Genomic DNA, 18740 nt, shown 5'->3' on the forward strand with positions numbered 1-18740 from the left:
GATCCATGCGCGCTGCGCGCCAGGCCCGTGCGGCGCTCACCCGCGCATCACGCCGCGCCATCATGACGGCAGCCGTCGCGCTCGGCGCCACGCTGCTCATGGGCAGCAACGCCCACGCAGCACCCGCGGTCGGCCAGCCCGCGCCCGACTTCGTGGCCACCGACACCCGTGGCCAGCAGCACAAGCTGTCCGACTTTGCGGGCAAGTACGTGGTGCTCGAGTGGACCAACCCGGGCTGCCCCTTCGTGCAGAAGCACTACAACAGCGGCAACATGCCGGCCACCCAGAAATCGGCCACCGACAAGGGCGTGGTCTGGCTGGCCATCAATTCCACGGAGCGTGCCGCGTCCGACTTCATGCAGCCGGCAGCGCTCGACAACTGGCTCAAGGAGCGCAAGGCGGCGCCCACCGCCACCCTGATGGACGCGGACGGCACCATCGGCCAGGCCTACGGCGCGCGCACCACGCCGCACCTGTTCATCATCGACCCCAAGGGCGTGCTCATCTATGCCGGCGGCATCGACAGCATTGCGTCGGCGCGCCAGGAAGACATCAAGAGCGCAACCAACTACGTGAACCAGGCGCTGGCCGAAACCTTCGGCGGCAAGCCGGTCTCGGCCGCCACCACGCGCGCCTACGGCTGCTCGATCAAGTACAAGGCCGCCTGAGCGGGCGCCGCGCCGCGGCCCGCCTGCGACAATCGCGGGATGGCCTTTGCTCCCCTGAAGAACGACACCTTCCTGCGCGCCTGCTGGCGCCAGGCCACCGACTACACGCCCCTGTGGCTGATGCGCCAGGCGGGGCGCTACCTGCCGGAATACGTGGCCACGCGGGCCAAGGCCGGCAGCTTCATGGGGCTGGCCACCAACGTCGACTACGCGACCGAGGTCACGCTGCAGCCGCTGGCGCGTTACCCGCTGGACGCCGCCATCCTGTTCTCCGACATCCTCACCGTGCCCGACGCCATGGGCCTGGGCCTGTCTTTCGAGGCGGGCGAAGGGCCGCGCTTTGCCACCCCGGTGCGCGATGAAGCGGCGGTGGCCGCCCTGGCCGTGCCCGACCTGGACAAGCTGCGCTACGTGTTCGACGCCGTGCGCTCGATCCGCCAGGCGCTTGATGGCCGCGTGCCGCTCATCGGCTTTTCCGGCAGCCCCTGGACGCTGGCCTGCTACATGGTGGAAGGCGCCGGCTCCAGCGACTACCGCCTGGTCAAGTCGATGCTCTACGCCCGCCCCGACCTCATGCACCGAGTGCTGACAGTGAATGCCGATGCGGTGGCCGCCTACCTCAACGCGCAGATCGACGCCGGCGCCCAGGCGGTGATGGTGTTCGACAGCTGGGGCGGCGTGCTGGCCGACGGCGCGTTCCAGACCTTCAGCCTGGCCTACACGGCGCGCGTGCTGTCGCAGCTCAAGCGCAACGGCGCCGACGGCCAGCCGGTGCCGCGCATCGTCTTCACCAAGGGCGGCGGCCTGTGGCTGGAAGACATGCGCGCGCTCGATTGCGAAGTGCTCGGGCTGGACTGGACCGTCAACCTGGGCCAGGCGCGCCAGCGCGTGGGCGAAGGCGCGCAAGGCAAGGCGCTGCAGGGGAATATTGACCCGAATGTGTTGTTTGCGCCCCCCAGGCAGATCGCCGAGGAAGTGGGCAAGGTGCTCGCCAGCTTCGGAAAACCGCACCAGGATGTTTCAAAAACCGGTCCGACGCACATCTTCAACCTGGGCCACGGCATCAGCCAATTCACGCCGCCGGAGCATGTGGCGGCACTCGTGGAAGCAGTACACAGCCAGTCGCGCGCGTTGCGCGGGTAGCGACCACTCACGCGCCAGTTGCCGAATGCACGCAGCGAATCGGCTTTGCGCTTTGTCAAGGTCGCAGCAGTAAAGACCGACTGACTTATGCACAAAGATCTTGCTGCGCCGCGCAAACCGGCCGCCCATGCCGCTGCCGGTGCTCCTAAAGCGATAGCGCAGCTAAGTTGTTGATTTATATATGCTTTGAACTTTGCCCTTTTTGCGGGCAAACCAGCGCAGGCCTTGATTTTCCGAGGCTTGGGCGGCATTCGGGGCCCAATATCAACAAAGTTATCCACAAGCTCTCTGGAAAGATGTGCAAAGCGCAATCAAATCAACGGCTTAGTCCATCTTCTTACAGCTCTATTTAAGAACGTTTCCCATCTTGCTGCCTCATGACCTGGCGCCTTGAGATCGCGCTGCAAACCCCGGCGCACAGCGCCCTGGGCGACCTGCTGAGCTATGCCAGCGCCGAGCCGCTGGCGGCCGGCACGCTGGTGCGGGTGCCGCTCGGTCGGCGCGAAGTGCTCGGGGTCGTGTGGTCGGCCGACGCCGCGGCGCCCGATCCGCAGGCCGAGGCGGTGGCGCTTCGCGACATCGCCGGCGCCCTGGATGCCCTGCCGCCGCTGGGTGCCGCCTGGCGCGACCTGGTGAGCTTTGCCGCCCGCTACTACCAGCGGTCGCTGGGCGAAGTGGCGCTGGCGGCCCTGCCGCCCCAACTGCGCGACCTGAGCGCAGTACAGCTCGCGCGCCGGCTCAAGCGCCGCGACACGGCGCCGGCCCCGCCAACCGACACCACCCAGCCGGCGCCCACGCCCACCGCCGAGCAGGCCCGGGCCCTGGAGCGGCTGGCCGCGGAACCCGGCCCCTTCCTGCTGTTCGGCAGCACCGGCAGCGGCAAGACCGAGGTCTACCTGCGCGCCGTCGCCTCGCTGCTCGAGCGCGCCCCGCAGGCCCAGGCGCTGGTGATGGTGCCCGAGATCAACCTCACGCCGCAGCTGGAAGCCCGTTTCGCGGAGCGATTCGGCGCCGGCGCCGTTGTCTCGCTGCACAGCGGCATGACGAATCCGCAGCGCTTGGCCAGCTGGCTGGCCGCGCACATGGGCACGGCCCGCATCGTCCTGGGCACACGCATGGCAGTGTTCGCCTCGATGCCGCGGCTGGCGCTGATCGTGGTCGACGAAGAGCACGACCCCAGCTACAAGCAGCAGGAAGGCGCCCGCTATTCCGCGCGTGACCTGGCGGTGTGGCGCGGCCGGCGCGAGGGCGCCAAGGTGCTGCTGGGCTCGGCCACGCCCTCGCTGGAAAGCTGGCAGCAAAGCCGCCCGCCCTCGGCCGACGATGCCGGCGGACGCTACACGCGCCTGGAAATGCCTTCGCGCATTCGCGACCGGAACGGCGACAGCGAGGCTACGCTGCCTGCCGTGCGCCTGGTCGACATGAACCTGCAGCCGCCCAGGACGGTGCTTTCCGCCGCCTTGCTGGACGCCATCGGCCAGCGCATTGCGCGCGGCGAGCAGAGCATGGTGTTTCTCAACCGCCGCGGCTACGCGCCGGTGCTGGCCTGCGGCGACTGCGGCTGGAAGAGCGAGTGCCCGCATTGCAGCGCCTACCGCGTCTTCCACAAGATCGACCGCAGCCTGCGCTGCCACCACTGCGGCTTTGCCGAACGCGTGCCGCGCGCCTGCCCGAGTTGCGGCAACCTGGACATCGCGCCCATCGGCCGAGGCACCGAGCGGCTGGAAGAACATCTGGCCGAACTCTTCGAGCCGGTGCGCCGGCCGGACGGCTCGCCGGTGCGCATTGCGCGCATCGACGCGGACAGCACCCGCAAGCAAGGCGCGCTCGAGCAGCAACTGGCGGCCGTGCATGCGGGCGAGGTGGACATCCTGGTGGGCACCCAGATGATCGCCAAGGGCCACGACTTCCGCCGCATCACGCTGGTGGCCGCCCTCAACCCGGACGGTGCGCTGTTCTCCAGCGATTTCCGTGCGCCCGAGCGGCTGTTCAGCCTGCTGATGCAGGCAGCCGGACGCGCCGGCCGCGACGCGGCCTACCTGGCGGCGCAGGGCAGCACGGCGCAGATGTGGATCCAGACCCACCATCCGCAGCACCCCTTGTTTGCCGCGCTTCGCCAGCACGACTATCCGGCATTCGCAGCCCAGGAGCTGGACGAGCGCCGCGCCGCCGGCATGCCGCCCTTCGCCTTCCAGGCGCTGCTGCGGGCCGACGCGCGAACGCAGGAGGCGGCGCAGGCCTTTCTGCAGGCGGCGGCCGAGTCGGCCGCGTCGCTGGAAGCAGCCGCGCAGGTCAGCTGCTATCCGGCAGTGCCGCTGGCCATCCAGCGGGTGGCCAACGTGGAGCGGGCGCAGATGCTCATCGAAAGCGGCTCGCGCGCAGCGCTGCAGAAGTTCCTCGCGGGAAGCCTTCCGATGCTGCACGCGCTGCGGCAGCAGCCGGTGGGCAAGGGCGTGATCCGCTGGCTGGTGGATGTCGATCCGCAAGCCATCTGACCACTGGCGCGGCGCGTGGCTTAGGACTATCGTGTCGGGCTCCACGACGCCTGCAGGGCCCACCATGACGCACGCCAACCACCCTCTCCTGCGCCTCCTGGGCGCTTGCATGCTGTTGGGCCTGATGCTCGTCCAGAGCGCGCAGGCGCAGACGCCGGCCCCGGCCGAGGCACCGAATGGTGCGGATTCGGGCGGCGGCGGCGCCGCGGCGCTGCGCGCCAAATACCAGGCGCTGCAGCCGCAGCTGGCCAGCAACCCGTTCAAGCGCCGCATCACGCTCGAATCCACCGAGAACCCCAGCAAGCTCAGCGGCGACATCTACGCCGTGGTGGACCATCCCTTCGAGCGCGTGCGCGACGGCCTCAAGAGCGCCGGCAACTGGTGCGAAGTGCTCATGCTGCACCTCAACACCAAGCAGTGCCTGGTGCAAAGCGAAGCCAGCGGCCCCATGCTGGCAGTGGCGCTGGGCCGCAAGTTCGACCAGCCGCTGTCGGAAGCGCAGGTGGTCAAGTTCCAGTACCGGCTCGCAGCCGCCACCAGCGACTACCTGGACGCACGATTGAGCGCCGACCAGGGCCCGCTGTCCACGCGCAACTACCGCATCGAACTCACGGGCACGCCCATCGACGGCGGCAAGTCATTCATCCACCTGAGCTACTCGTATGCCTATGGCACCGCGGCGCGCCTGGCCATGCAGGCCTACCTGGCCACGCTGGGCAGCGACAAGGTGGGCTTCACCGCCACCGGCAAGGAATCGGACGGCAGCCCGCAATACATCGGCGGCGTGCGCGGCGTGGTCGAGCGCAACACCATGCGCTATTACCTGGCGATCGACTCCTTCCTCGACCATCCGACCCCCCCCGAGCTGGACAAGCGCCTGGCCAGCTGGTTCGACGCCACCGAGCAGTACGCCCGGCAACTGCACGAAACCGAGCGCAGCGACTACCTGGCCATGAAGCGCAATGAATACCGCCGAATGAAGGACGGCGGCAACTGACAGGTCAGCCGAGCGGCTGCTTGGCCATCTCGACGTAGCGCAGTTCTCCGCTGCGTCTGCGCCTGGCCGTGGAGGCGGGCCATGCGAACAGGACCAGTCCCAGCGCGCAGGCCGTGAGTACGGGGCCCGTGCTCATCCAATGCGCCCACCACAGCCAGCCCATGGCGCCGCACCAGACGATCCACAACACAAGGCGAAGAGGTGTTGTCATCGAAGTGCTCCTTGGTTGGCCACACTTTAAAACAATCTGAATACCTAAGCACTAGCTGGAAGCGCTACCCCGACCCGGTCGAAGGTAGGGGCGTTATGACAGGCGCAAGATTCTGAAACAGGCATTGACGCCGAGGCCCGGCGCTGAGAGCTTCGGACGGGGATTGGTACGCATTTGTCCAGCGTAAAAAAGGGGGAACAAGAAGATGAGAGCCCTGCACAAGATCTACCTGGCTTCGTGGCTGGCTGTTGCCGGCGTTTCGGCGCCTGCGGCAGACCTTACCCTGGAGGGCCATCGGCTCATCGTGTCGGGCCCGCTCGACGGCAGCATGGTCCAGGTCTTCCTGGACCTGGTGCGAAGCGCCAATGTGCGCACGGTTGTGTTCGAGGATTCGCTGGGCGGATCGGCCGAAGTGGCCAGCCAGTACGCCGCCGCCATCCGCGAGACCGGCGTGAACACCGAAGTCGTCGGCCAGTGCCATGCCGCCTGTGCCTACGCTTTTCTGGCCGGAAAGGCGCACCAGTTTGGCGAGGGCGATCAGGTGAACGCATTGCTCATTCCCGTGGGCACCCGGCCGCAGCCCAGCGAGCTGGCATCGCGCTGGCGCGGCGACGCAGCGCAGAAGACTTTGGCCGAATTCATCATGCCGGCCGACCCGGCGCGCGAAGGCGACCTGGCCCGCGAGATGGATGCACCGCTGAAGGAAAAATGGCGGCCCGAGCACGGCGTGCTCTTCCTGGCCAGGCCGACACTCTTTGGCCGCGTCTACAACACCTACTACTGCGACGGAACGCAGGGGCGCGACTTCACGCGCTGCGAGCTGCTGGCCGACGCCGATCCGCGCAAGCTGGGTGTGATCGTCGACTGACGCGCCCGGCGCCCGGCTGGAGTCTTTACCCCGCCGCCTCCAGCGCCTGCAAGAGCTGCGCGTCGGCTTCGCTGGTGCGCTGTGCGGCGCGCTCCAGCTGGGCCACAAAGTCCATGGCGGGCGCCGAGGCCAAAGCAGTTGCACCGCTTTGGTTGGCATCTATGCCCACCCGCGTGCCCGCGCCGCGCGCCGGGATCTGCCTGAGCTCACCCGCGTTGAAGTCGATCTCGATGGTGTGCGTGACCGACGCGCCGTTTTGCTTGACCACCGTGAAGCGCAGGCGCACCTGTTCCACGGCCGCGGGCCGGTCCATCAGCAGGTAGCCGCGGCTGTCCATCCGCATCCAGGGCGGCAGCGGCCGGCCATCGGCCAGCGTGGCCCGCACTTCCCGCACCGGCTCGCCGCTGGTGAGCTCGACCGACACCTGCTGGCGGCCCGCCGTGAATTCCACCGAGAGACCATCGCCCAGGCGCAGGCTCGACACCACCTCGGCTCGCGGCCCCGTGGCGTCGATCGACAGCAACTCGCGCTCCATCGAGGTGTCCAGCCGGTCGTACGAGGCGCTGCCGTACAGCGGACTGACGGAATTGACCGCCTGCAGCACAGCCCCCTCTTCGCCCAGGTAAGCCGTGCCATCCAGCGAATCGACACCGTTGACCGCCTGCAGCACCACGCCAGACAAGGCGGTGAGTTCGCGCGTACCGCCCAGCGAGCGGGCGCTGTTGACCGCCTGCACCACCGTCGGCTCGGCATTGACATGCCACCTCTGGAAGGGGGTCGCGGTGTATTCGCGCGCCTGTGCCTGCGGCTGGAAGACGAAGGGGAAGTCGTCGCGCGCCGTCGCCAGCTGCGCGACGGGCGTCACGTCCACAAACACGGTCGAGGTGATGAACCCGCCCTGGCCGTCGCTCATGCGCACCACGAAGCTGTCGCTGCCCACGTAGCCTGGCTTGGGCGTGTAGACATAGCGGCCGTCCGGCTGCAGGACCACGCTGCCATTGCTCGGCGGGCTTTCCAGCTCATGGAGGATGGCGTCACCGTCCGGGTCGGCCGAACCCACGCGGCCAGAGAACGCCGTGTCCTGCGGCGTGGTGACGCGGTAGTTGCCCGAGCTGGGGTCGAAGTCCTGGCCCGGCACGTCGCCCGGGTCTGCAGCGGCCGGCGGCGCATTGACGTGCAGGACGTTGACCACCACGGCGGCGGTCTCGGTCACGCCGCCGGAGCTCACCGTGTAGGTGAAGCTGGTCAGGCCCGTGAAGCCGGCGTTGGGCGTGAAGCCCAGCGTGCCATCGGCATTGAGCGTGACGCTGCCGTTGGCGACGGGCACCGACGCACCCACCGTGATCGAGCCACCGTTGATCCCGCTGACCACATGACCGGCGTTCTCGAAGGTGTCGTTGGCGTCGACGTAGATGATGGTCGAGGTGTCCCTGGGCGTATGGGCGTTGTCGTCGGCAATGTCGGCCACCGGCGTCACGGTCATGTTCACCGTGGCCTGCACCGCGCCGCCGTAGTCGTCGCGGATCTCGATCACGAAGCTGTCGGTGCCGTTGAAGTCGGCGCCGGGCGTGTAGACGTACGCGCCGGTGGCCGGGTCCACCGTCACCGTGCCGCGGCTTGGGCCGCCGACCAGGGTGTAGTTCAGCGGATCGCCGTCTGCATCTGTGGCGCTGACCTGGCCGGTGAAGGGAGCATCCTCCGGGGTGATGGCGGAGTAGGCGCCCGTGGCTGGATCGAAGGTCTGTCCGGGCGGGTTGCCACCGGGCGGATCGGTGATCACCGGCGGGTCGTTCACCGTCACGGTCAGCGTGGTGCCCTTCAACATACCGCCCACGCCTGCCGAGCCGCCCGGCGGCAAGCCCCCCTCTCCCCCGTCGGGCGCGCAACGCCCAGCACGATGACGGGCTGCGTTGTCTTGGCAGTGAATGTGATCTGGCCCGGTGACCACTCCTTGGGGTTGTTTCCGTTATAGAACAGCATTTCGGCATTGAAGGCCACGCCGTCAATGGTGAACAGGAAGTTCGCCGGCATGTTCAAGGGCGTCATCCCGTTGACGCCGCCGAAGATCTGCTGGAAATCGATGCGGATCACATCCCCCACCTGCACGCCTGCGCTGGCAGGAATCTGCAGCCGCACAGCCTCGCCGTCGAAGATGGACATGAACACGTCGCCCTCGGCAGCGCCTGGCACCCCGTTGTTGGCACCGGCCCAGGCGCCCGAACCATTGAGCGAGAAGGCCCCCTTCCAGGTGTCCGCCGACCCGATCCAATTGGTCCAGCCGGTGCCGGCGACTGTCGAGTTCAGGCTGCCCGGGTTGGTGTCCTCCGTCCAGGCCCGGTCCGCTGCGCCTTCCATCGTGGTTTCGAAGGTCGGCGGCGGCAGGCTCGCCTGGCTTTCCACGGAGTCGATGAGTCCGTCGTTGTCGTCGTCGATGTCGCCTGCGTTGGCAACGCCGTCGCCGTCGGTGTCGATCGGCGTGATGGTGGCCACGGCGATGTTCGATGCAGTGGGTGCAACGGTCGAGGTCGCCTGCACCGTGATCGTCCGCGCCGCCGTGCTTCCCGAGGTGGTCGAAAACACGACACCGGCCAGGGCCGTCTGGTAGTTCGCCAGCGTGGTGTTTCCGGTGAGCGTGAGAACGCCGGTGGCGGCGTTGTACGACGCAGTGATGCCCGGGACTGCCGCAGCCAGGGACAGCAGGTCCGCCGCGGTCGCATTCGCCAGCGTGATGGTCATCGAGCTCAGGTTGTTGTTCTCCGCGTCGGTGACGGTGATGCCGCTGCCGATGGGCGCCTTGTCCTGGTCGATGGTGGCCGTGTAGTCGGTGCCCGCCGCGCTGCCGTTCAGGTCGATGACCGGCGGATCGCCTACGGCCGTGACCGTGACCGTGATGTTGGCCGTCTCGGTCACGCCGCCGGATGTGACGGTGTAGCTGAAGGTGCTGGTGCCAGTGAAATTCAGCGCGCCCAGGAAGGTGAGGGTCTGTCCGTCTGCACCCAGGGTGACCGTGCCGTTGGGCACCGCCACGGTGCCGCCGGGCGCAATGGCTTGTCCGGCAATGGCCGTGATCTGAGCCGCGGCCCCGCCTTCGAAGCTGTCCGCCGTGCCGCCGCCCGCCGCGGTGAGCGGGTTGAACACCTTGATCGTATCTTCCAATGCTGCGTTGGCCAGGTTGATCGCGTCGGCCGTGATGTCGGCCACGGCGGTGACGGTGTGCGTGCCCACGGCCGTGGTGCTCGAGAAGGCGCTGGTGCCGCCCGTTCCGCCCCCGGCGGTGATGTCGAACAACTGCCCTGCCGTTCCCTGCGTGCCGTCCCACGCACGCAGCGTGAGGGTGGTCGTGCCGTTCCAGTCGGCATTGGGCTGGAAGAACACGCGCGTGGCGGCATTGCGGGTCAGCAGCACCGCATTGGCGTCCGACAGGTTGCTCATCGCCGTCCAGGTGGCGCCCGAATCGAGCGAGAACCACCACTGCCCGTTCGTGTTGTCGGCGCCGACGATGGCATAGCCGGTGGCCGCGGCGCCCGTGTCGATGTCCGCGGTGGTGGTGACGAAAGTCGTCAAGGCAACGCCTGCGCGCGCCGGCGGCGAATTCGGATCGCCCACCGGCGTGCTCTGGCTCAGGTCCTCGGTGATGCTCGACGCGGAGAATGGCGTCGTGCTCAGGGTGGGCGCATCGTTCACCGGCGCCACATTCACCGTCACCGTGTCCGTGGCCACGGAATAGGCCGAGGTTCCGCCGTTGGTGGCCGTGGTGCCCAGGCTGCCGTTGGCCAACCCGTTGGTGCGATCCCACGCGCGCAGCGTGAGCGAGGAAGCCACGGCACCGCTGAAGTTGGCGGTCGGTTGGAAATACACGCGCGTCTGCGCATCCGCGGCCAGCAGACGCGCACTGGCGCCGCTCACTGTGCCCATCGCGAGCCAGGTCGCTCCATTGTCGGTGCTGTACCACCACGTGCCGTTGGCGGCAGAGGTTGCCGTGACGGCAATCCCGGACACGGCCCCCTGGTCGGGATCGGTCACACCGCCGGTAAGGGTGGAGACGAGCGAGCCGACGGCCCCAGAAGGCGGACCGGCGTCTTCCGTCTGCGCCACCGTCAGGTCGGTGTTGGCCAAGATCGGCGCGTCGTTGATCGCCGTCACGTTGATGGTGGTGGTGGCCGGTGCGGAACTGAGCGTTCCGTCGTTGACCGTGGTGGTGAGCACCCGCGGGGTGGTGCTTGGCGAATCGGTGCTGTTGGAGAAGGTGATGGCGCGAATGGCCGTGGCATAGTTGGCCAGCGAGGACGATCCGGTGAGCGTGACCCTGATCTGGCCTGGCACCGATGTGTCGATGCTCGAGGTGATGCCGGCAGGGAGCGTGCCCACCGAGAGAACGTCGCCGGCCTGTGCGTTGGTCAGCGTGATGGTTGCCGACACCATGTTGGTGTTGTCGGTGTCGCGGATGCTCATGTCGACATCTGCGACCGATACCGGGGGGCCGTTCTCGGTGTACGAGGCCGTGAAGTTGTTGCCGGGCGTGATGTCCACCATCTGCCGGACGGACACGCCCCCGACGGAAATTTGATCGCCCCGCAAGCCGGTCGAGGTGTAGTTGAAACGCAAGTCGCCCGACGACGCGACATTGGCCGGCAGGTCGAGGGAGATCGTCGGGAAGGTACCTGCGGCGATGGTCGTCCGACTGCCGCTGGCACCATTGAGGTACTGGATGGTGGCCGGCGTGCCCGTCCCCGCGCTGGTCGTCAGGCGCATGTAGACCACCCCACCCACCGAAACTTCCAGCGTCGCCGATTGGAGGACGCCAGCCCCCAAGGCATTCGACCAGGCCAACGTGAAGCTCACCCGAGCGGCACCGGATGGCGCCAGCCCGTCGTCCCAGCCGGTGATGGTCGTCTGCGTCAGCGACGCCGAGGTCGTACCTTCGAAACGGTAGGTGCCGCCGGTTGTGGCGCCTGACGCGTTGGAGCCGCCCAGGACCCATCCGGCGGTGGATTGCGTGCCGCCGCCGAAGTTTCCGTTGGTCACCCGTTCGACGCTGTTGGCGCCGGAATTGAGGTCCACCACGGGTGCGGCCATCAGGTGGTCCCAATCGTCCGCCTGCAGCGACGCCGTTTCGATCGAGCCCTGATGCACTTCCAGCATCCAGTCCCCGTCAAGGCGTGCCGCGCCGGTGTCGTCGTTGGAAGCGGCCACGTCGGCGCCGGTGAGTTCTGCCAGCACCTGTACCGCCTGCTGCCCGTCGGCGCCGGCGGCAAAGTCGCAGCCGTAGATGAGGATGTCGCCGTCGGCCGTCATCGACTGGCCGATGGCGGAAAGCGCAGCGCGGTAATCGCCCTGCATGTGCTGCACGTCCAGGAAGGCCGTGCCCAGGCGCAGCTGCCCCTCCACGCCGTGGCTGAGGATGTGGATGGCTTCCACGTCGGTGCGCCCCTGCAGCGTCTGGGCGATGAACTGCACACCGTCGACGTTGCTTTCGATGAAATGCACTTCGGCGCCCGGCGGCAGGCTCTGGGCGAGGCGGTCGACGTCGGCCACTTGCCGGTCGATGAAGTAGACCTCGGTGTGGGCCGGTTCAGCGGGCGCCTGCGGCGCGGCCTGCGCCTGCTGCACCGCCGCCAGTGCATCCACCAGCGCGGCATGGTGGTCGGAGGCCTGGTCCACGGGCTCGGGAGCGGGCGCCGGGGCGGCCTCCTGCACGGTCTTTGCCGCCGCGGCGTCCAGCAGCACGCGTGGCTCCAGCGGCTGCAGGTACAGCCTGGCGGACTGCGCCTGGGCTCTCAAAGGCGCTGATACAGACTTGGATTTTCCGGACCCGAAAGATGTCTTCAGCTTCATCTTCTTCTCCCCAAGAGCAATCTGGAACCTACGCGCCCGCCTCGCGGACCAGTACGTGGGACACCCTGCGCAACACGCGCAGGCCAAGGCTTTGCGGCTTGCCGCGGATCTGCATCTCGCCGCGGATCTCGGTCAGCGGCAGCCCGGCGTGCGCATCGCCGATCGCAGCGGCAGCCACTTCGAAGGCCGCATGCTCGGCCAGCGCCTTGCCGCCCTGCATGCGGGCAGGCACGGGCCCGCCGAAGGTCGACGCCAGGACCCAGTTGTCCAACGGGTCTGCTGCCGCCGCCCCCACACGCACCACATCGATGTCACGCGAATCCAGAAGGCGCAGCTCGTCCACGAAGCGGCCCTTGTCGCCCGCCTCGATGCGCCGCAGGTCTTCGGCATCCACATAGCCGCGCGCCTCCAGTGCACCGGGCTTGGCGACCAGCGCCAGGCGCGTCTTCTCGTCGATCCAGCGACCCGGCGAGAGCTCGGAGGTCAGCTCGGCCACCACGCCATCGATGGGCGCGCGCACGGCCAGGCGCGAGCGCTCGCGTTCCAGGCCGTGGATGCGGTCGGCCTCGAGATGCAACTCGCGGGCCAGCACCAGGCTCTCGGAGAGGTCGCGGCCATCGGCGCTGCGGCGGCCCAGGCGATCCTGGATCAGCTGGTGCCGCTCGTGGGCGCTTTGCAGCTGCTGCTCGATTTCCGGCGCGCTCAGCTCGATCAGCACCTGGCCCGCTCGCACCGCCTGGCCCTGGCGCACGTGCACCGACTCGATCCGCGCTGGGCGCGGCGCAAAGGCGGGCGCCTGTTGTGTTGCAGTGAGAACGGCTGGAATGCGCACCACATACGGGAACGGCACCAGCAGCGCGCCCGCCAGGCCCAGTATGACCAGCGCCGTGACGACCGCGCGCGAACCCGACTCCTGGCGCCGCCCGAACCAGACCTTCATCTCGCGCCACACCGGCATGGCAATGAACCAGCCGACCTCGACCGCGAACAGGAAGATGCCCAGCAGCTTGAAGAAGTAGTGGTAGACCAGCAGCGCGATGCCCAGGAACAGGAAGAACCGGTAGATCCACGTGGCATACGCAAAGCCCACCAGCAGCGCCTTGCGCCGCCCATGCGCGGGCTCTGGTTGCGGGTCGCCATAGCCGAAGAGCAGCTCGCGCAGCCACCACCGCCCCATGGCGAACGAGCGCTCCTGCAAGTTGGGAATGCCCAGCAGGTCGCTGAACAGGTAGTAGCCGTCGAAGCGCATCAACGGGTTCAGGTTGACGGCCAGGCTCAACACCCAGCCGGTGGTGGCCAGCGCAAAGGCCGCGTGCCGCACACCGCCATCGGGCAGGAACACCCAGGCCAGCGTGGCCAGCACGGCGACGAGCAGTTCGACCACCATGCCGGCCGCATCGATCATCACCCGCTGGCGGCGCCGGGGCAGCCGCCAGGCATCGGTGGTGTCGGTGTAGAGGATGGGCGTCATCACGACGAAGGCCACGCCCATGGTGGTCACGCGCGAGCCCATGCGCACCGCCGTGTAGCCGTGGCCGAGTTCATGCAGCGTCTTGACCAGGGCCAGGCTCAGGCCGAAGCTGACGATGCCCGACACCGAGAACATGTCTGCGAACGTGGCGAGGAAGGCCTCCCACTGGCGGGACACGAGATAGAGCCCCAGCAGCCCCAGCACCAGCGCACCGGCCCAGAAGGCGGGATGGAAAAGGCCGCCGACGTAAGGCAGGGTGCGGCGCAGGAAGGCGTCTGGGCGCGCCAGCGGCACCTTGAAGAAGAGATAGTTGTGCAGCAGCCACTCGCCCGGCGATCGCTTCATGGCCTGTCGCTGCCGCATGACCCGCGCGAAGGTCTGCTCGGGCACCGGATGCACCAGCTCGTTGACCTGGAGAAATTCGATGAGCCGCTGCACGTTGTCGAGATCGAGCTCCCGGCCGTCCCGCGCCCTGACGGCTGCACGCAGGCGGCCCACGGTGCCCACCCGCCACAGGGCCAGCAAGTCGACGGCAGCCCGGTCGATGGCGAAGAAGCGCTGGGCCGCGGGGTCGTGGATGCGCCAATGCGCCGGCGCCTCGCCCGCCTCTTGGCCATCGGCACCGCCTTCGATCAGGCGCAGGTCCTGGCGCAGCTGCGGCAGCGGGAGCGAATCGACATCGATGTCGTCCTTGGCACCGGTCGGCTCGAGTGTCGCGGCGGCCGTCATGCGCTAGACACCGGTCCATTGCCGTACCGCGGTAATCGGCCGGCGCAACAGGTAGTAGAAGAGCGAGACCGGCTCGCCATACACGCGGGCCGTGCCGCGCAGGCCGAGCCGCTCGGGCCGGGCATTCGGGTCGGCAAACCGCGCCGTGACCGTGAAGGCGGCCACGCCCGCCGCATCCGCCTCGGCCTTGTAGGCCGCGCGAAGAATGTGCGCCTCGATCGGCTCGAGCGGCGCCGCATCCAGGAAGACCTTCACGCGGGCGCCTTCCTGCAGGTTGACCGCATCGGCCACCGGCACCTTGATCTGGAACTCCACCCGATTCGGATCGGCCACGCGCATGATGGCCTCGCCCACGGCCACCGGGCGGCCGATCCAGTCGCGCGGATCACCGAACAGGGCCACGCCGCTCTGGCGCGCACGGATGACGGACTTGTCGAGCATGGCGCGGGCATAGTCGCGCTCGGCCATGGCCACGCTTTCCTCGGTCTGCGCAACGGCCAGGTCGCGCTTGGCGGTGGCGTCTTCCACCGAGGCCTGCTGCAGGCGCAATGTCTTGGCGCGCGCCACCTCCACCTTCTGGTCGGCCACCTCGAAGTCGCTGCGCAGCGTGGTGTCCACGAGCTGCACCAGTGCGGCGCCCTGGGCCACCTGCGCACCGGGCGCGACCAGAATGCGCTCCACCACGGCCGCCACCGGCGCGGCGACGACGAAGGGCTCCTGCGGCGTGACTTCGACCGGCGCCAGCGTCGTCAATGGAACGCGCACAAACGCGAGCAAGGCCGCGATAGCGATGGCCGCCAGCGCCAGCCTGGATGGGTGGCGCCGCCACGCCGGCGCGGGCCTGGCACGGCCGGCCAGCGCGCTCTCGGCATGCGCATAGGCGCCTGCCAAGCGGGCCGCCAGCTTGTGGTGTGCGTCTTCCCACGGGGCCGAGCGCGCGAGCAGCCAACCCGCCCGTACGGGCTGGTCGAGATCCGCCAGCGGCACCCACAGAAGGTGCCGAAGGGCGGCGTCCGCGGTGCACGGATCGGCCGGGTCGGCATGCTCGGGCAGTTCGAAAGCGCGGACGCCCCGCGTCGCATCGCCCTCGCGCCTCAACGAGCGCACGATGTTCTCGTACCAGCGGATCATGGGCGCGTCGCGGTTGACCCGCGTCATGCCGGAAACCGCGACAGTGGTCCAATGCGCTCGCGGGGCGACCTTGTCGCTCCCTTGCGCTTCCAGAACCAATGCCTGCCCGAAGGGCAGCAATGCAACCGGCTCGTTGGCGAGGTGCTGCCACAACATCTCACGTGTCTTGCAGCGGCGCACCTCGCCTTCGATCCGGATCAACTGGATGCCGGCGTTGTTTCCCTCGCCTTGGGCACCCTCGACCGCGCCTCTTGCAGCGCTTCCCCCACTGTCAACATCTCGCGCATTGGAAGCCGTACGTGACCGATGCTCTTGCCTGCCGGTTGGCACGGTGGCCGGTTCCGCCGTGGCGGCTTCGCTGATGCGCATTCCATTCCCCTGATCGCCTGTGACAGATTCGTTTGTCTCTTGTTATCTGTTTTGCCGCGGCGTTGTTGCCGGCGGCGGCTGTGACTGCGGCGCGCCCGGCCGGGCAGACGTCAGCTGCGTGTCGGCCGTGGAGGCCGTGGCGCGCGCCATGTCGGTCTCCAGCGTCGCGCGCCCGCTCATGCCGGGCAGCACGCCGGCGGGCGACTGGGGCACGGCGGCGATGACCTTCACCGTCTGGCTCACCGCGTCGACCGCGCCCGAGATTCGCAGGACGCGGGCCTGCAAGGTGCCCCCGGTCTCGTCGACCGTGAACGCGAGCTGCGAGCCCGGCTTGAGCCACGTCAGCCATTTGGAGGGCACGACCATGTGCAGCTCCAGCGGGCCGGCGCTCACGATCTTGATCAGCTTCTCGTTGGCGGCCGGCGTCTCGTTGACGCGCACGAGGGCCTCCACCACGCGCCCGGCAAAGGGTGCGACGACCTTGCAGCCCACCATGCGCTGGCGGATCGCGTCCGCCTGTGCGACCTTCTCCTGCTCCTTGAACTTTGCGATGTCCGCATCGGCGCGGCCCGTGGCATCCATGGACAGCAGTTCGGCCTGCACCACGGCATTGCGGGATTCCACTTCCGCACTGGCGCGTGCGGCGCGGAGTTCGGCGGCCAGCTGGCTGCAGTCGAAACTCACCAGCACGTCGCCGCGCCTGAAGCTGTCCCCTTCGCGAAACGGCATCTGCACGATCCGCTCGGACACGGGCGAGGCCAGCACCGCCTCGTTCTCGGCGCGCAGCACGCCCCGGGCCGTGTTCGTATCGGCCACCGGAGCGGCTGCCCAGGCCTGTGCGGCCGCCAGCAGCGAACCGGTGCACCAGAACGCCAGCCGGACACGGCCGGCGCCGCCCCATGGACGCATGACGCTGCCCACCCCTACCCCGCGCACGCGGCCGTGGGTTGCCAGGGTGCGCCGCAGCGCGCCACGTCCCGCGCAGAGACGGCGACAGCGTCATTGCGCTTGGACCACATGGTGCGCAGCCGCCCCGCCAGTTCGGACACCGACTGCGTGCTGCTCATGTCCGCCTCGACCGGGTCGATGCCCAGCGACGCGTAGACGTTGGCATAAGCGTTCTGCAGGTCGGCCAGCGCCAGGTCGTAACGGACGTTGGAGACCAGCGTATTCATCTGCTCGCGGATCTGCGTCTGCCGGCTCAGCTTCTCGGCCTTGTAGCCGGCATCGATCTGCTGGCCGATGCGCCCCTGCACGTCGTTGTAGCGCTGCGCCGTCTTGAGCTCTTCGAGCCGCAGCGCGTAGCGCGCCCGGCTGACTTCGACCTGCGTGGCCACGGCGGTGGTCAGCGCCAGCTGGCGCTGGTCGAGCAGCTGCCCGGCCGCCTTGACCTGCTCCTGGTCGGCCGGAAGTCGGAACACGTTCAGGAGGTTCCAGCTGGCGCGGGCGCCCCAGCCGACCCAGTTGTTGTTCCAGAGGAAGTCGTTGGTGCTGTAGTCGGCGCCGAAGAACAGGCGCAGGCTCGGCAGGCTGCGCAGGTAGGCCGCGGTGGACTCCTGGTCGTTGCTGCGCAGCTGGTAGGCCACCTCGCGAAGCTCAGGCCTGTTCTCGATGGCGATCTTCAGCAGCGCGGCCGAGTTGTTGCCGTCGACACCCGGAATGTCCAGGTTGCGCCATTGAATGCTCTGCGAGGGCAAGGCCACGGTATACGGTGTGTTGGGCGCGAGATTCATCAGCGCAGCCAGCTGCTGCTTCGCCACACCGAGCTCGCGGCCCAGCGACTGCGCGTCGCGGCGGATGCTGAGCAGCTCGCGCTGGTAGCTCAAGGGGCCCAGCGGCGCCGAGAGGCCCACCTTTTCCTGGCGCTCGGACTGGTCCAGCGCGGTTTGCGTGGCGCGCTCGAGCTCCTGGATCTGCGTCAGCAGGCGCTCGGCGCTCACCGCACGCCAGTAGGCGGTGCGCACGTCTTCGATCAGCCGGTTGATGACCTTGCGCTTGCGCTCATCCGCAATGCTCACGCGGTCCGCCGCCTGCTTGGCGCGCACATACGACAGGCCGAAGTCCAGAACGTCCCAACTGAGGGTGAGGTCGCTCTGGACAACGTTCTTCTCCGAAGACGTCGATGGCTCCAGCGAAGTCTGGCCGGTGAGCAGCGACTTGCTGATGCCGCCCGAGTAGTTGTCCCTGCCGCCGTAGTCGACCGTGGCCACCAGCTTGGGCAGCATGTCGTAGCGCGACAGGTCGAGTTCGCGCTGTGCCAGCGCCAGGTTCATCAGCTCGACGCGGCCGTCGAGGTTGTACTTGATGGCACGGGCCATCGCCTCGTACAGGTCGATCGGGCCGGTGACCGGCTCCTGGTCCGCATTGGCACGCACCACCAGGTCTGCGGATCGCGCTTGGTTCTCGTTGGCGTCGAACGCCTTGGGCTGCACGGAACAGCCGGCGAGCAGCAGTGCGAGGAGCACGGCATGGGAAGTGCGAGTGCGGCGAGCGACGGCGCTCGGTGGGTTCAACGTGACAGTTGTTGTCTTGCTCATACTCCTCCTTCGAACCGAAGAAAAATCGAAGAGCGGGGGCGCTATGGCGTCGCCTGCCTCGATGAATCCAGATTCAGTTTTGAGCACTCCGTAGGAAAGCCTCGGAGGCCACATTTGTTATCAACTGCATGTCGCAGCGGTTGCGCAACGATAGAACCGCTTATTGGGCTTTCAACATCCCAATTTGGTAACAAGGTGTACAAAATCGAGCTCTATCACCCCGTTTCCCAGGAAATTCTTTCTAAATCAAGCAACTTTCTCAATTACAAATTTTTTCAACTGATTC

At 67.9% G+C, this 18740-nt stretch carries 12 protein-coding genes; 5 read left to right on the top strand and 7 right to left on the bottom strand.

Annotated features, from left to right (window positions below; all coding sequences use genetic code 11):
- Positions 1 to 5: 5 nt before the first annotated feature.
- The 4 genes from VSO01S_RS10000 (at position 6) to VSO01S_RS10015 (ending at position 5303) form a co-directional block, all read left to right on the top strand.
- On the top strand, positions 6 to 668 hold the full coding sequence (locus VSO01S_RS10000) for a thioredoxin family protein (protein WP_068641939.1): 663 nt from the start codon (positions 6 to 8) through the stop codon (positions 666 to 668).
- Between the two features lie 39 nt (positions 669 to 707).
- Positions 708 to 1811 carry a uroporphyrinogen decarboxylase gene (gene hemE / locus VSO01S_RS10005; protein ID WP_068641901.1) on the top strand — a complete coding sequence of 368 codons (1104 nt, stop codon included), beginning with the start codon at positions 708 to 710 and terminating at the stop codon, positions 1809 to 1811.
- A 377-nt stretch (positions 1812 to 2188) separates the two neighbouring features.
- Positions 2189 to 4306, top strand: coding sequence for a replication restart helicase PriA (gene priA / locus VSO01S_RS10010; RefSeq protein WP_068641902.1), 2118 nt, complete (start codon positions 2189 to 2191; stop codon positions 4304 to 4306).
- A 64-nt stretch (positions 4307 to 4370) separates the two neighbouring features.
- Complete coding sequence (locus tag VSO01S_RS10015) at positions 4371 to 5303, top strand: hypothetical protein (RefSeq protein ID WP_068641903.1); 933 nt, start codon at positions 4371 to 4373, stop codon at positions 5301 to 5303.
- 4 nt (positions 5304 to 5307) lie between these two features.
- Here VSO01S_RS10015 and VSO01S_RS10020 read toward each other — a convergent pair whose 3' ends face one another.
- Complete coding sequence (locus VSO01S_RS10020; RefSeq protein WP_153305198.1) at positions 5308 to 5514, bottom strand: hypothetical protein; 207 nt, start codon at positions 5512 to 5514, stop codon at positions 5308 to 5310.
- A gap of 205 nt (positions 5515 to 5719) precedes the next feature.
- Between VSO01S_RS10020 and VSO01S_RS10025 the strand changes: the two genes are divergently transcribed.
- On the top strand, positions 5720 to 6382 hold the full coding sequence (locus VSO01S_RS10025; RefSeq protein WP_068641907.1) for a hypothetical protein: 663 nt from the start codon (positions 5720 to 5722) through the stop codon (positions 6380 to 6382).
- 25 nt (positions 6383 to 6407) lie between these two features.
- Here the strand turns inward: VSO01S_RS10025 and VSO01S_RS10030 are convergent, their stop codons facing one another.
- The 6 genes from VSO01S_RS10030 to VSO01S_RS10055 all read right to left on the bottom strand — a co-directional run bounded on the left by VSO01S_RS10030 (position 6408) and on the right by VSO01S_RS10055 (position 18382).
- On the bottom strand, positions 6408 to 8207 hold the full coding sequence (locus VSO01S_RS10030) for a tandem-95 repeat protein (RefSeq protein WP_153305199.1): 1800 nt from the start codon (positions 8205 to 8207) through the stop codon (positions 6408 to 6410).
- On the bottom strand, positions 8201 to 12163 hold the full coding sequence (locus VSO01S_RS10035) for a DUF4347 domain-containing protein (protein ID WP_068641911.1): 3963 nt from the start codon (positions 12161 to 12163) through the stop codon (positions 8201 to 8203). Before VSO01S_RS10035 ends, VSO01S_RS10030 begins: the two co-directional genes overlap by 7 nt.
- An 82-nt stretch (positions 12164 to 12245) precedes the next feature.
- Complete coding sequence (locus VSO01S_RS10040; RefSeq protein WP_068641916.1) at positions 12246 to 14417, bottom strand: site-2 protease family protein; 2172 nt, start codon at positions 14415 to 14417, stop codon at positions 12246 to 12248.
- Between the two features lie 3 nt (positions 14418 to 14420).
- A complete protein-coding gene (locus VSO01S_RS10045; RefSeq protein WP_161944428.1) occupies positions 14421 to 15704 on the bottom strand; it encodes an efflux RND transporter periplasmic adaptor subunit in 1284 nt (427 codons plus the stop codon).
- Positions 15705 to 15959: 255 nt separating this feature from the next.
- On the bottom strand, positions 15960 to 16853 hold the full coding sequence (locus VSO01S_RS10050) for an efflux RND transporter periplasmic adaptor subunit (RefSeq protein ID WP_153305200.1): 894 nt from the start codon (positions 16851 to 16853) through the stop codon (positions 15960 to 15962).
- Positions 16841 to 18382: a TolC family protein gene (locus tag VSO01S_RS10055; RefSeq protein WP_245684168.1), complete on the bottom strand. Its 1542-nt coding sequence runs from the start codon at positions 18380 to 18382 to the stop codon at positions 16841 to 16843. Before VSO01S_RS10055 ends, VSO01S_RS10050 begins: the two co-directional genes overlap by 13 nt.
- Positions 18383 to 18740 lie beyond the last annotated feature (358 nt).

Source organism: Variovorax soli NBRC 106424, assembly GCF_001591385.1.
Lineage (GTDB): Bacteria > Pseudomonadota > Gammaproteobacteria > Burkholderiales > Burkholderiaceae_C > Variovorax > Variovorax soli.